Source organism: Marinobacter bohaiensis (assembly GCF_003258515.1).
Classification (GTDB): Bacteria; Pseudomonadota; Gammaproteobacteria; order Pseudomonadales; family Oleiphilaceae; genus Marinobacter_A; species Marinobacter_A bohaiensis.
The window spans coordinates 460163-474007 of the sequence record NZ_QGEH01000001.1 but is presented as its reverse complement, the minus strand read 5'-3'; the positions used below and the strand labels follow the sequence as shown (position 1 = coordinate 474007).

Annotated in this window: 12 protein-coding genes; 10 read left to right on the top strand and 2 right to left on the bottom strand. The window is 63.6% G+C overall.

From position 1 onward, the window contains the following. From DKK67_RS02025 to DKK67_RS01980, 10 genes are all read left to right on the top strand, one after another. Positions 1–726, top strand: a complete 726-nt coding sequence (locus DKK67_RS02025) for a response regulator transcription factor (protein ID WP_111493903.1) — start codon at positions 1–3, stop codon at positions 724–726. Then, on the top strand, positions 723–2012 hold the full coding sequence (locus tag DKK67_RS02020) for a sensor histidine kinase (RefSeq protein WP_111493901.1): 1290 nt from the start codon (positions 723–725) through the stop codon (positions 2010–2012). The genes DKK67_RS02025 and DKK67_RS02020 overlap by 4 nt, the downstream gene beginning before the upstream one ends. Before the next feature lie 480 nt (positions 2013–2492). Then, positions 2493–4058, top strand: a complete 1566-nt coding sequence (locus DKK67_RS02015; RefSeq protein WP_111493899.1) for an ABC transporter substrate-binding protein — start codon at positions 2493–2495, stop codon at positions 4056–4058. Between the two features lie 149 nt (positions 4059–4207). After that, positions 4208–5257 carry an ABC transporter permease gene (locus DKK67_RS02010; protein ID WP_111493897.1) on the top strand — a complete coding sequence of 350 codons (1050 nt, stop codon included), beginning with the start codon at positions 4208–4210 and terminating at the stop codon, positions 5255–5257. Then, positions 5254–6192, top strand: coding sequence for an ABC transporter permease (locus tag DKK67_RS02005; RefSeq protein WP_111493895.1), 939 nt, complete (start codon positions 5254–5256; stop codon positions 6190–6192). The genes DKK67_RS02010 and DKK67_RS02005 overlap by 4 nt, the downstream gene beginning before the upstream one ends. 3 nt (positions 6193–6195) lie before the next feature. Then, positions 6196–7194 carry an ABC transporter ATP-binding protein gene (locus DKK67_RS02000; RefSeq protein WP_111493893.1) on the top strand — a complete coding sequence of 333 codons (999 nt, stop codon included), beginning with the start codon at positions 6196–6198 and terminating at the stop codon, positions 7192–7194. Beyond that, positions 7191–8210, top strand: coding sequence for an ABC transporter ATP-binding protein (locus DKK67_RS01995; protein WP_111493891.1), 1020 nt, complete (start codon positions 7191–7193; stop codon positions 8208–8210). The genes DKK67_RS02000 and DKK67_RS01995 overlap by 4 nt, the downstream gene beginning before the upstream one ends. Positions 8211–8262: 52 nt before the next feature. After that, complete coding sequence (locus tag DKK67_RS01990) at positions 8263–9177, top strand: LysR family transcriptional regulator (RefSeq protein ID WP_111493889.1); 915 nt, start codon at positions 8263–8265, stop codon at positions 9175–9177. Continuing rightward, the gene (pepQ, locus tag DKK67_RS01985) at positions 9170–10465 is read left to right on the top strand and encodes a Xaa-Pro dipeptidase (protein WP_111493887.1); all 1296 of its coding nucleotides are present in this window, start codon (positions 9170–9172) and stop codon (positions 10463–10465) included. The genes DKK67_RS01990 and pepQ overlap by 8 nt, the downstream gene beginning before the upstream one ends. Positions 10466–10493: 28 nt before the next feature. Next, positions 10494–11543, top strand: a complete 1050-nt coding sequence (locus tag DKK67_RS01980; RefSeq protein WP_111493885.1) for a threonine aldolase family protein — start codon at positions 10494–10496, stop codon at positions 11541–11543. Here the strand turns inward: DKK67_RS01980 and DKK67_RS01975 are convergent. Both DKK67_RS01975 and DKK67_RS01970 read right to left on the bottom strand, forming a co-directional pair. Next, positions 11530–12948 (bottom strand): M48 family metalloprotease, encoded by a 1419-nt coding sequence (locus tag DKK67_RS01975; RefSeq protein WP_111493883.1) that lies wholly within the window; start codon positions 12946–12948, stop codon positions 11530–11532. The genes DKK67_RS01980 and DKK67_RS01975 overlap by 14 nt on opposite strands. Further along, a complete protein-coding gene (locus DKK67_RS01970) occupies positions 12945–13787 on the bottom strand; it encodes a hypothetical protein (protein ID WP_111493881.1) in 843 nt (280 codons plus the stop codon). The genes DKK67_RS01975 and DKK67_RS01970 overlap by 4 nt, the downstream gene beginning before the upstream one ends. Positions 13788–13845: the final 58 nt, after the last annotated feature.

The following is a 13845-nucleotide window of genomic DNA, read 5'->3' as shown; positions in this document are numbered from 1 at the left end:
ATGTCATCACCCACTGCCACGCCCAGCCTGCGATTGCTGATCGTCGAGGATCAGATCGATCTCGCCGAGAATCTGTTCGAGTTTCTCGGCGACGAGCGCTACGACCTGGACTTCGCCGCCGACGGTCTCACCGCCCTCCACCTGCTGTCGACCAACGAGTACGACGTGGTGGTGCTCGACCTGATGCTACCGGGCGTCTCCGGCTTCGAGATCTGCCGCCGCATCCGCCGTGACCTGCAGTGCGCCACCCCGATCATCATGATGACCGCCCGGGGGGCGCTGGCCGACAAGGAACAGGGGTTCGAGGATGGTGCCGATGACTATCTGGTCAAACCGTTCGAGCTGCGCGAACTGCAGCTGCGCATCGACGCCCTGCATCGGCGTTTCACCGCTCGCAAGCCCGGGCTTGGCGCCGGACCGGTGCGCTTTGATCCAGGCACCCTGACGGTGGAGTTACATGGGCAGCGGGCCGAGCTGACCGGTATCCCCGCGCGCCTGTTCGAGTTGCTGATCCGGGCCTATCCCAACTTCCTCAGCCATGACGCCCTGAGCGATGCCATCTGGGGCGAGGCGGCCGCTGAGAGCGACGGTCACACCCTGCGTACCCATATCTATTCCCTGCGCCGTACCCTCCAGGGCACACTGGGCCACGCCCTGGTCAAGACGGTCTACGGCCGAGGTTACCGGATCGTGCCACCCGACGCCGAGGAGCCGTCCGCGCCGTGAGACGTTCGCTGGCGACACGCCTCTTCCGAAACCTGTTTGCCGTTAGTCTGGTCACGGCCCTGCTGTCCATCGGTGCCATCGAAGTCTTCTATGAAGACATGGAAGACACCATCCTCAGTCTGGAACTGACCGAGGAGCAGGCCTATTTCCGCAAACATATCCAGGGCAATTCGGTGCAGCAATGGGACACAGCGCGCCTGAAGGCGATTTTCCTGCCGGCCGGCGCCCCGGAAGACGCGCTGCCGGACTATCTCAAAGGAAAGCCGGCACCCTATTCCGGTGAGCTGGAGCTGACCGAGGCCACCTACCTGGTTCTGGTGGAGCCGGTCGATAACCCGCCGGGCCACCTCTACCTGTCACAGGACATTTCCATCATGGAAGGCCAGGAGTTGCTGTCGCAGCTCACCGTCCTGGGCGTGCTGCTGGGTATGGCGCTGATCGGATTCGTGCTGTCCCGTCTCAGTGCCCGCCGGCTGGTCCATCCACTGCGCAAGCTGACGCAACAGATCCAGGCCACGGAACCGGCCAAGACCATGCGGCGGCTGGAAACCGAATACCAGGACACGGAGTTCGCCGATATCGCCGGGGCTTTCAACCGCTTCCTCGATGCCCTGGAGGCCTTCGTCGACCGGGAGAAGTCGTTCGTCAAGCTGGCCAGTCACGAATTGCGTACGCCCCTGGCCGTGATGAGCGGCGCGCTGGAAATCATCGAGAAGCGCAACGCCCTGTCCGAAGCGGACCAGCGCACGCTGGCCCGTATCCGACGGGCGGCCAACGACATGCAGGCCGACGTCAACGTCCTGCTCAAGCTGGCGCGCGGTCACGTCGACAGCGATGAGCCGGAACCGGTCAGTCTCGCCCGGATCACCCGGGACACCATGGCGGACCTGGAAAACAGCCAGTCGGACCAACCGGACCGCCTGCGTTTCGATGCCGCCGGCGATCAGACGCTGATGACCGACCCTCCGCTGTTGCGCATGCTTATCCGTAACCTCCTGCAAAATGCCCTCAAGCACACACGCGGCCCGGTGGATATCGAGCTGCTCGCCGATGGACTGCGCATCACGGACTACGGCCGGGGCCTGCCCAGAGACGTCAGCGAACGTCTGGAAAACAATATTTCCAGACGAGAGCGACGCATGCAGGAGAGTAACTTTGGCCTGTTGCTGGTCCAACTCATCTGTGAACGCCAGGACTGGCAGCTCGACATCGTCGGATCCGGCCCGGGCGGCACCACCATGGACGTCCACTTCGGCGCGGATCAACTCACTCCCGCTCGCAAATGAACCGCGTCCAGGACCTGCACGGCGGCGAGACGCTTGATCCGATACCGGTGCAGCCCCTGGACTGACCGCCACATCACCCCAAATGCGATTCATTCTCACAAAAGAAGCGCGATCAGGACGGTAAAAATCACGAAAACATTACCATTTGCTGCGAATCGACCTGGTGCACCCTCGCCTCGCCATAGCGCACCGCGCTGGTTTCAGCCTGCCAGAAACATCCCTAATCCTCTGTTTTTAAATAAATTTAATAATTCTGTCCGACAATCCCCGGATTGACTCCATTCGGTTCATTCACCCCGCGAATAAGCGCATGTCGTTTTTTCGATTGCTCACTGCCCGACCAGTCACTACTTTCTACAGCCACTGCCATCCGTATTAACCGCAGATGGTACGGCGCAGATAGCATCAAGGAGCTCCCAAAAGCTCCCAAGAAAAAACCAATAAACTCCCAGAAAAAAGACCGACAGGAAACGCTACGCTATGAAACGACTCCTCACAGCCTGTGTGAGCTGCCTTGCTCTGGCCGGCGCACCGATGGCGGGCTCCGCCGCGGAGGCCGACAAGGAACTGAAGCTGGCCTATGACGCCGACCCGGTGACGCTGGACATCCACGAGCAGCTTTCCGGCGGCATTCTGCAGCTGTCGCATATGACCTTCGACCCGCTGATCCGCTGGACCAAGGACCTGGAATTCGAACCTCGCCTGGCCAAGAGCTGGGAACGCATCGACGACCGCACCATGCGCTTCCACCTGCGCGAAGGCGTCAAGTTCCATTCCGGCAACACCCTCACCAGTGAAGACGTGAAGTTCACCTTCGACCGTCTCAAGAAGAGCCAGGACTTCAAGGCCATCTTCAAGCCGTTCAGCGAGCTGAAGATCGTTGATGACACCACCTTCGATCTGGTCACCAACAAGCCTTACCCGCTGCTGCTCAACGCCGCCACCTACATCTTCCCGATGGACAAGGCGTTCTACACCGGCGAAGACGATAACGGCAACGACAAGAGCGCGATTTCCAAGCAGGGCAGCACTTTCGCCTCGCGCAACCAGTCCGGCACCGGCCCCTACGTCGTCACCTCCCGCCAGCAGGGCGTGAAGGTCGAGTTTGACCGTTTCGACGACTACTGGGATACCGAGTCCCCGGGTAACGTGGGTCACATCACCCTGACCCCGATCAAGGAAAACAACACCCGCGTTTCCGCCCTGCTGTCCGGCGGTGTGGACTTCATCGCACCGGTGCCGCCGACCGATCTGGAGCGCATCAAGCGTGATCCGAAGACCGATCTGGTCACCATGAGCGGCACCCGCATCATCACGTTCCAGATGAACCAGGAGCGCGTTGAAGCCTTCAAGGACAAGCGCGTGCGTCAGGCCATCGCTTACGCCGTCAACCAGGAAGGCATCGCCGCCAAGATCATGAAAGGCTTCGCCACCCCGGCCGCCCAGCTGTCTCCGACCGGCTACCAGGGCCACGTGGACAGCCTCAAGCCGCGCTTCGACGTGGCCAAGGCCAAGGAGCTGATGAAGGAAGCCGGTTACGAAGACGGCTTCACCATCACCATGATGGCGCCGAACAACCGCTACGTGAACGACGACAAGATCGCCCAGGCGGTTGCGGCCATGCTGGCGCGCATCAACATCAAGGTGGATCTCAAGACGCTGCCCAAAGCACAGTACTGGCCCGAGTTCGACAACCGCGCCGCCGACATGATGATGATCGGTTGGCACGCGGACACCGAGGACTCCGCCAACTTCTACGAGTTCCTGACCATGTGTCCGGACGCCGACAGCGGCAACGGCCAGTACAACGCCGGCAACTACTGCAACCCGGAGCTGGACAAGCTGGTTGACCAGGCCAACGTCGAGACCGATCTGGACAAGCGCGCCGCGCTGCTGCAGAAGGTCGAGCAGGGGCTGTACGACGACGCCGCTTTCGTCCCGCTGCACTGGCAGGATCTGGCCTGGGCCTCGAAGTCCAACGTGAAGATCGAGCCGATCCTCAACGTGATGAACTTCCCCTACATCGGCGACCTGGTCGTCGAATAAGCGGGGCCTGACACGGAAGCCGGGCCTTTGGCGGCAGATGCCTCCAGGGCCCGGTTTTTGTATTCGTAAACAAGAAATACCCCCAAGTAACCCGGAACGCCAAGGGCCACAAGCCCGACGCGATCCAAGCCAGCTTTCGGTGTGACCCCATGTTAGCTTTTTTGGTGCAACGAATTGGCCAGGCCCTCCTGGTCATGTTCGTGATCAGCGTGATCAGCTTCGCCATCCAGGATGGCCTCGGCGATCCGCTCCGACAGATGGTCGGGCAGTCCGTATCCGACGCCGAGCGGGAACAGCTCCGCGAGGATCTGGGCCTGAACGATCCTTTCCTGGTGCAGTACGTCCGTTTCGCGACCAACGCGGTCCAGGGCGACCTGGGCACGTCCTATTTCTACGGGAAACCCACCCTCGACGTGATCCTGGAGCACCTGCCGGCGACGCTGGAGCTGGTCATCGCCGCCAGCCTGATGATCGCCTTCCTGTCGGTCCCCATCGGGGTCTACGCCGCCATACGCCCACGGGCCTGGCTGTCGAAATTCTTTATGGGCGTGAGTACCGTCGGGATTTCCATCCCGGTCTTCCTCACGGCCATCGTGCTGATCCAGCTGTTCTCCATCGGCGTGACGGTGACCTGGTTTCCGTCGGACACCGGCTGGGGGCAATGGCTCAACGACTTCTTCTCCACCGACGGCGGCATGCCGTCCTACGGCCGCGGTGACGAACTGACGCACCTGTTCGGCACCTGGGAATCCAACTTCTTCTCCGGCACGGGGCTGCTGCACCTGCTGCTGCCGGCGGTGTCGCTGGCGTCGATCATGCTGCCGCTGTTCATCCGCCTGATCCGCGCCGAGATGATGGAAGTGCTGCAGAGCGACTACATCCGCTACGCCCAGGCCAAGGGCGTTTCGCCGCGCCGAATCAATTTCCTGCACGCCCTTAAGAACACCATGCTGCCGGTCATTACCGTCGGCGGGGTGCAGATCGGCATCATGGTGGCCTACACCATCCTCACCGAGACCGTGTTCCAGTGGCCGGGCGTGGGCCTGATGTTCCTGGAGGCCATCACCCGCAGCGACATCCCGCTGATCGTCGCTTACCTGATGGTGGTGGGCCTGGTCTTCGTCATCACCAACACCGTGGTTGACCTGGTCTACGGCCTGGTGAACCCGACCGTAAAACTGACAGGTAAGAAGGCATGACCACAGCAACCGCAAACGCATCCCGCTGGAGCCGGTTCCGGGAATCCTTCCTCTGGTACAGCTTCAAGCGCGACAAGATCGCTATCGTCAGTTTCATCGTGTTCGTGCTGATCGCCGCCGCCGCGTTCCTGGCGCCGCTGCTGGCCCCGCACGATCCCTACGATCTGGCCACCATCAACATCATGAACTCGGAGCTGCCGCCCGCCTGGCTCGACGGCAGCGACCCGGCGTTCCCGGTGGGCACCGACTCCCAGGGCCGCGACCTGCTCTCAACGATCCTGTACGGCACCCGCGTGTCCCTGCTGATCGGCTTCGGCGCCGTGATCCTGCAGGCAGCCCTGGGCATCCTGTTCGGCCTGCTGGCCGGCTACCTGGGCGGCAAGGTCGACTCCATCCTGATGCGCATCGCCGACGTGCAGCTATCGTTCTCCACCCTGATGGTCGCCATCATCGTTGGTGCCGTGTTCAAGGCCAGCTTCGGCAACCTGATGTTCGGCGAGATCGCCATCTACATGCTGATCCTGATCATCGGTCTGGCGGAATGGCCGCAGATCGCCCGCACCGTGCGCGCCTCGGTGCTGGCCGAGAAGAAAAAGGAATACGTGGACGCGGCCAAGGTGATGGGTTTCCGCACCAACCGCATCATGTTCCGGCACATCCTGCCCAACACCCTGTCGCCGATCTTCGTCATCTCGACGGTGCAGATCGCCAACGCGATCATCTCCGAGGCGGCGCTGTCGTTCCTCGGCCTGGGCATGCCGGAAACCCAGCCGTCGCTGGGTTCGCTGATCAAATCCGGCTTCGATTACATCCAGAGCGGTTCCTGGTGGATCACGCTGATTCCCGGCCTGGTGCTGGTGGTCCTCGTGCTGGTCATCAACCTGTTGGGTGACTGGCTGCGTGATGTGATGAACCCGAGACTGTACAAGGGGTAAACCATGGCACTGCTGGAAGTTAAGAATCTCGATGTCCGCTTCGCGGTGCGTGGCGGCGACCTCAAGGCCCTGCGCAAGATCAGCTTCTCCCTGGACAAGGGCGAGCGGCTGGGCCTGGTGGGGGAATCCGGCGCCGGTAAATCCGTCGCGGCCTTCTCCATCCTCAACCTGATTGCCCGCCCCGGCTACATCGCCGGCGGCGAGATCCTGTTCGAAGGCCGGAACCTGGCGACCATGAGCGAGCGCGAACTGCGCAAGATCCGCGGCCATCGCATCGCCATGATTTTCCAGGACCCGATGATGACCCTGAACCCGGTGCTCAGCATCGGCACCCAGATGGTGGAGGCGCTCAAGGCGCACCGCCGCATCAGCACCCGGGAAGCGCGCCAGATCGCCCTGGACCGCCTCAAGCAGGTTCAGATCCCGTCCCCGGACAAGCGCCTGGACCAGTATCCGCACGAGCTGTCCGGCGGCATGCGCCAACGGGTGATCATCGCCATCGCCCTGCTGCTGGACCCGGAGATCATCATTGCCGACGAGCCCACCACGGCGCTGGACGTGACCATCCAGGCGGAAATCATGGCCCTGCTGCTGGAGCTGTGCGAGCAGCGCAACGTGGCCCTGATGCTGATCACCCACGACCTGGGCGTGGTGTCCCAGGTGACCCAGCGCATGCTGGTCATGTACGCCGGTCGCATCATCGAACAGGGACCGACCAAGGAAATCATCAACGACGCCCAGCACCCCTACACCCAGGGGCTGATCAACGCCCTGCCGCAAATGGGCGAACCGGGGCGTCGCCTGTACCAGATCCCGGGCGCCATGCCCTCGCTGAACCGGATACCCACCGGGTGTCCGTTCCATCCGCGCTGCCAGTTCGCCACCGATCTGTGCAAGCAGGAAATGCCGGACTATGTCACCTCCGGCAACGTCGATGTGGCCTGCCATGAAGTGCGCAAGCTGATCGAAGAAGAGAAACAACAGCGGGAGATGAGCTCATGAATGCCGAGGCCAAGCCCCTCGTCGAAATCCGGGATCTGGAGAAACGCTTCGACCTGTCCGGCAACTTCCTGGAGCAGTTGCGCTTCCGCAACGGCCGCTTCGAGCGGCACCAGGAATTCGTCCACGCCATCAACGGCGTCAACCTCGACGTGCAGAAGGGCGAAGCCCTGTGCGTGGTGGGCGAATCCGGCTGCGGCAAGTCCACCGTGGCCCGCACCGTGATGGGTCTGCTGTCGCCGAGCGGCGGCGAGATCCACTACGACGGCCAGCGCATCGACGATCTCGACGGTAAGGACGTATTGCCCTATCGCCGCAAGATGCAGATGATCTTCCAGAATCCTTACGCGTCGCTGAATCCGCGCATGACGATCCAGCAGACCCTGGAGGAGCCGATCCGGTTCCACCATCCGGACTGGTCGAAAGACACGATTCGCGACAAGGTGCATGAGGTCATGCACTCGGTGGGCATCGACCCGGACTGGGGCAAGCGCTTCGGCCACGAGTTTTCCGGCGGCCAGCGCCAGCGCATCGCCATCGCCCGGGCCCTGGCGGTGGATCCGGAGTTCATCGTCGCCGATGAGCCGATTTCGGCGCTGGACGTGTCCATCCAGGCGCAGGTACTGAACCTGCTGATGGACGCCCAGGAAGACCGCGGCCTGACGTACCTGTTCATCACCCACGACCTGTCGGTGGTGGAACACTTCGGTACCCGGGTGGCCGTGATGTACCTGGGCACGGTGTGCGAACTGGCCGATACCAAGACGCTGTTCGACAGCCCGCGCCATCCGTATACCCAGGCGTTGCTGTCGGCGATACCGCGGCTAGAGGACGATCGTCCGAATCACATCCGCCTGCACGGCGAGGTGTCGACGCCGGTCAACCTGCCGTCGGGCTGTGTGTTCCACGGTCGCTGTCCGTACGCCAACGACCGCTGCAAGACCGAGGTGCCCAAGCTGATCGTCTCAGACGCCGGCAGTCAGGTGGCTTGCCATGCCGTCGAGGAAGGCCGTCTATAGTGTGGATTAGCCGAAATCGCGACGCGAACACTTAGACGCAGGTAACCCTGGCATGGAAGTACGCTGGTTAGAAGACTTTATGGCGCTGGCCCGGACGCAGCATTTTTCCCGCGCGGCGGAAATGCAGCACGTCAGCCAGCCCACGTTCAGCCGGCGCATCAAGCTGCTTGAAGAAGCGATGGGCTCCACGCTGATCAACCGCCAGACCCTGCCGCTGTCGCTGACGCCGGCGGGTCAGGTGTTCCTGGAGATGTGCGAACGCATCACCCGGGATGTGCGCGACACCCGCGAGCGGATCACGTCGCTGGAGGCCGACGCCGCCACGCGGATCAGTGTGGGTTCGACCCAGGGGCTGTTCTCCCACTTTTTCTCCGGGTGGGTGGAACGCACCGGCATGCGCGACCGCATCGAGATCAACCTCAAATCCACCAACTGGGTGGGCGAGGACTTCCTCGACGCGCTGGACAACGGCGACGTGGACATGGTGCTCTGCTACTGGCATGAGGACCTGCCCTGGCGTTCGCGGCTGAACGCCGACCGTTACGAATGGCTGACCCTGGAACAGGAACGGGTCACGCCGTTCACGATCAGCCAGGACAACGGCGAACCGCGGTTTTCACTGCCCGGCACCCAGGAACAACCGGTGCCCGTGATCGCCTACCACGCACGCGGCTTCCTGAAATCCGCCATCCTGGCGCACCTGGCGCGCACCCAGCCCCAGGCACATCTGCTGCCACTGAACGAAAACAGCCATTCCGCCAGCGTCAAGGCGCTGCTCAAGCAGGGCTTTGGAATGGGCTGGCTGCCCTACCGGATGGGCGAGAAAAGCGAACACTTTGGCCAACTGGTCCGCGCCGGTGACGAGCGCTGGGACGTGTTTGTGGATATCCGGCTGATCCGACTGCGCCAGCCGCGCTCGGAAGACACACTCACTCTCTGGAATGAACTGGTCAACCAATATGTCTGACTCCCGCATCGACGCCCTGCAACTCGAACACATCGAGCACCTGCAGGCCGCCTACGCCGACATCCTCAACCAGCACGGTTACGACGCAATCCTGATCGGCTCGGGCGCTGCACCGATGCGTTATGCCGACGACCAGGCCCACCATCACCACGGTTACGGCCATTTCCTGCACTGGACCGGCCTGGCCGGCACCGAGCACAGCTGGCTGCTGGTGGACAAGGACGGCGGAGCCCGGCTGTTCCTGCACACGCCGGTGGATTTCTGGCACGCCACCGCCAGCATCCCCGACGCGCCCTGGACCCAGCGCATCGACGTGACCGGCCAGCCGGGCCCGGAGGCGCCGGACATCGACTACCCCGAACGTCTGGCCGTCATCGGTGACCCAGCCCAGGTGAGCGATGTAAAAGGCGACCTCAACCCGGCCACCCTGCTGTCTGCGCTGGACAACCTGCGCGTCGCCAAGACGCCCTACGAAGTCGCGTGCATCGATCACGCTAACGCCATCGCGGCAAAGGGGCACGAGGCCGCCCGCGAGGCTTTCCTCGCCGGCGCCAGCGAGTTCGAGATCAACCTGGCCTACCAGCGGGCCACCGGCCAGCGCGAAGCCCTGGCGCCGTACCACAGCATCATCGGTCTGAACGATCACGCCGGCATCCTGCACTACCAGTATTACGACACCCGCTCGCCGGCGCGCCCACGTAGCCTGCTGATCGACGCCGGCGTGCGCTATCGCGGCTACTGCTCGGACATCACCCGCACCACCGCCGCCCCCGGGGAAAACCGCTTCCAGGCGCTGATCGGCGGGCTGGAATCCCTGCAGAAACGGCTGTGTGAGGCGGTGGCGCCCGGCGTGGACTACATGGAACTGCACCGGCGCTGCCACCAGGGGATCGCCGCCCTGCTCAAGGCCAGCGAGCTGGTCCACACCCTGGACGACAACGCCATCGTTGAGCGCGGCATTACCCGCGCCTTCTTCCCGCACGGGCTGGGGCATTTCCTGGGCATCCAGGTGCACGACGTCGCCGGCAAGCCGCGTCCGTCCCCCGAAGACCACCCCGCCCTGCGTCTGACTCACTGCCTCAAGCCGGGCATGGTGGTCACCATCGAGCCGGGCCTGTACTTCATTCCCTCGTTGCTGGAACCGGTACTCGACGGCCCCGACGGCCAGTACCTCAACCGCACCCTGATTGACGAGCTCAAGGGCTGCGGCGGTATCCGCATCGAGGACAACGTGCTGGTCACGGAAGCCGGCGCGCGCAACCTGACCCGAACCCACCTGCCCGTCTGATTCGAACGAGGATCGACAAGGAGCCACCATGCCGCACCACGAACAGTTCGCCAGTGATAACTACGCCGGTATCTGCCCCGAAGCCATGGACTACATGGCCCGCGCCAACGAGCGCGACGCCAGCGCCTACGGCGAGGACCCGTGGACGCAGATGGCGGCGGACCGCCTGCGCGAGACGTTCGAGTCGGACTGCGAGGTGTTCTTCGTATTCAACGGCACGGCGGCCAATTCCCTGAGCCTGGCGGCCATGTGCCAGTCGTTCCACAGTGTGATCTGCCACGAACTGGCGCACGTGGAAACCGACGAGTGCGGCGGCCCGGAGTACGCCTCCAACGGCTCCAAACTGCTGGTGGGCGACGGCCCCAACGGCAAGCTGACGCCCGAGAGCATAGAGCGGATGGTGACTCGGCGTACGGACATTCACTACCCCAAGCCGCGGGTCATTACCCTCACCCAGTCCACCGAGGTGGGCACGCTCTACAGCATCGAGGAACTGAAAGCGATCCGCGAAGTGGCGGACCGCTACGGCCTGCGCATCCACATGGACGGCGCCCGCTTCGCCAACGCCGTCGCCGCGCTCGACGCCACACCGGCCGAGATCACCTGGAAGTCCGGCGTCGACGTGCTGTGTTTCTCGGGCACCAAGAACGGCCTGGCCGTCGGTGAAGCCATTCTCTTCTTCAACCGCCAGCTGGCGGAGGACTTCGAGTGGCGCTGCAAGCAGGCCGGGCAGTTGGCCTCCAAGATGCGCTTCATCTCCGCGCCCTGGTGCGGGCTACTGGAGAACGACGCCTGGCTGAAGAACGCCGCCCACGCCAACGCCTGCGCCGCCCGATTGGAGGCCGGCCTACAGCAACTGGAAGGCATCGAACTGTGCTTCCCGCGCCAGGCCAACGCCGTATTCGTGGACCTGCCGCAATCGGTGCAGACGGCCCTGCGCGACAAGGGCTGGCACTTCTACACCTTCATCGGCGGCGCGGCGCGCTTCGTCTGCTCCTGGTCCAGCACCCTGGACCGCGTCGATGCCCTGGTAAGGGACATTGGCCTGGCCATCGCGGCCGGCGTCAGTTCTGACTGATGCTCGCCCCCTGCCCGGCATCCTGCACCACGTCCAGCATTCGCTCACGCCGGTCCGGATAGGCCGGATGGGTGGACATGGGCCGGCGCAGGCTGCTTTTGCCGGACGACAGTTCGTCGACGTAGGCGTCGATCGCCGCTTCGCCAACCGCATGGCCGGATACCGCCATGCGCACCGAGCAGGCATCCGCCTGTAGCTCCTGGTTCTGCGAGTAACCGGCGATGGCACCGCGCAGGATCAGCAGTTTCTCCACGACCGCCTCGGAGGGTTTCCCTTCGGCCGATAGCAGGCTCTGGAGATCGTCCGTGGTCTCCACCACGTCCACCAGTCGCGCCTGCAATTCCCGGGTGGTATGGCGCTGCACCACGTGGGCCACCTCATGGCCGATGATCAGGTCCGCGTGGTTGGTGTCGAAAACCCCACTGTTAACGTACAGGTAGCCCCCCGGCAGCGCTTCGGCGTTGACGCTTTCGTCATCCACCAGGAACAGCTGGAAGGTATAGGGCTGCTCCTGGTCGATGCCCGCCAGCACCTGCTCCAGCACGGCGTCGGCCTGCTCGTAGAGTGACCGCACCCGGCGCCGCTTGTTGTCGCGACTGAGGATCAGACCGGATTGCGCCAGGCGTTCCTCATGCAGACGTTCGCCATAGGCCAGCTCCACATCCAGCGGCAGCCAGTTGGCTTTCTTGGCGCTCTCCCTGGCCTCGTCGAGGTCGATCGCGTTGGCCGGGTCCACCGAATCCCCGGCCAGCAGGGCATCGCTCAACCCCGACACATAACCCCCAACGCTCTGGCGCACAAAATCGAAGTTGCTTTGCAGCTCGAACGGCGCCACCAGGTGGCGGCAAAGCCGGTCGTCCGCCGTCAGCATCCCCTCATAGCTGTTGTATTCCGACGCGGTGAGTTGGTTGAGGTTGTTCAGGTGGGCTATCTGGCACTGCCGCTCCCACAACGTGACATACTCCGGCGGCCGCCCGGATCGCGGCGAGGCCTGCAGGGCCTGGATCAGCGCCGGCGTGGCTCGCGGGTCCAGGGTCATGTCGTTGACCGCCTGGAAGTGGCAGATGGCGTGGCGCGTGTTCTCGCCGGAAATACCATCCGCGCTGCCCGCGCTGTAGCCGCGGGCATTCAGGAGTTGCTGCGCCTGGCGGGTCAGACTGGCGGTATCCACCGCTTCCGGACGATCCGTGGGTGACGGGGTCTCTGGCTGCGGTTGCGCCGGCGCCGACCTTGCCGTTACGGCGTTATCGGCAGCGTTGGCGTTATCGCCCGACTGGCCGGTGATGGTGTCGCCCGCATCCTTCAGCGCCTTGCCGATATCGTCGAACAACCCGGCCTGCAAAGGCCCGGCCAGGGTCAACAGACCGGCCAGCCCAAGGCTGCGGTATGGCATCGTCCGTTTCATCGTGCGCCTCCGTCAGCGAGGTAGCGACGCGCGGCCTGCTCCATGTCGAAATTGTACTGCCACTCCCGGGCCTTGGCGGCCTGCAGCAGGGCCTTCATCCGCGGTGACAGCGTCTCGTAGCCCTCCACCGCCTGCAGCTCCTCCTGAAACAGCGCCTGGTCCTCCGCATAGGCGATGGCAAATTCGCCCTGGTAGGTGCGGCCGTCGGCCCGGACTGTCCAGGCGTAATCGGTTTCGAACTCGAAGTGCTCGGCGGGCACGCGAACCGCGCCATCAATCACCGGCTGTTCGTAGAGGGTGTCGCCGCTCTCGGATATCAGGGTGAAATCGCTGTATTGCCGGTGCTGCTCGTAGTCGGGCCGGATCACCAGTTCCCGCTTGGGTTTGAGCACGCTGCCGGACGGGAAGAATTCCAGCCTGTCGCCGCTGTCCAGACGCTTGCCGCCAAAGGCCGTGGCGCGTACCGAGGCCACCAGATAGGACAGCCAGCCGCGCACATCGCCCTCACCCGCCATCAATTCGCTCAGGGATTTGCTGTCCCCGGCCGCAAGGTCAACGCAGTTCTCCGCATCCGACGCCCCCGGTTCGCACAGGATGGCCAGCGTATCCACGGCCCGTACCTGCGGGTCTGAAGCACCCGACGCGCACTGTGCTCCCTTGGCACCGGCGAGCGGGTCCTCCGTATCGATCCGGTCACCGAAAACGGCGCTGCGAACGCAGCCGGCATCCGGGTCGGTTAGCTCGACAGAGCCTTCGATCACCACCAGCTCCAGCGCCTGCGAGGACGCTGCGGCCAAACCTGCGAGCACCAGGCCCGTCAGAGTCACTATCGATTTCATGCTGTGATCTCCATGTCATCGTGAGTCATTCCATGCCGAGCGGTGCGTGTCGTTTTGG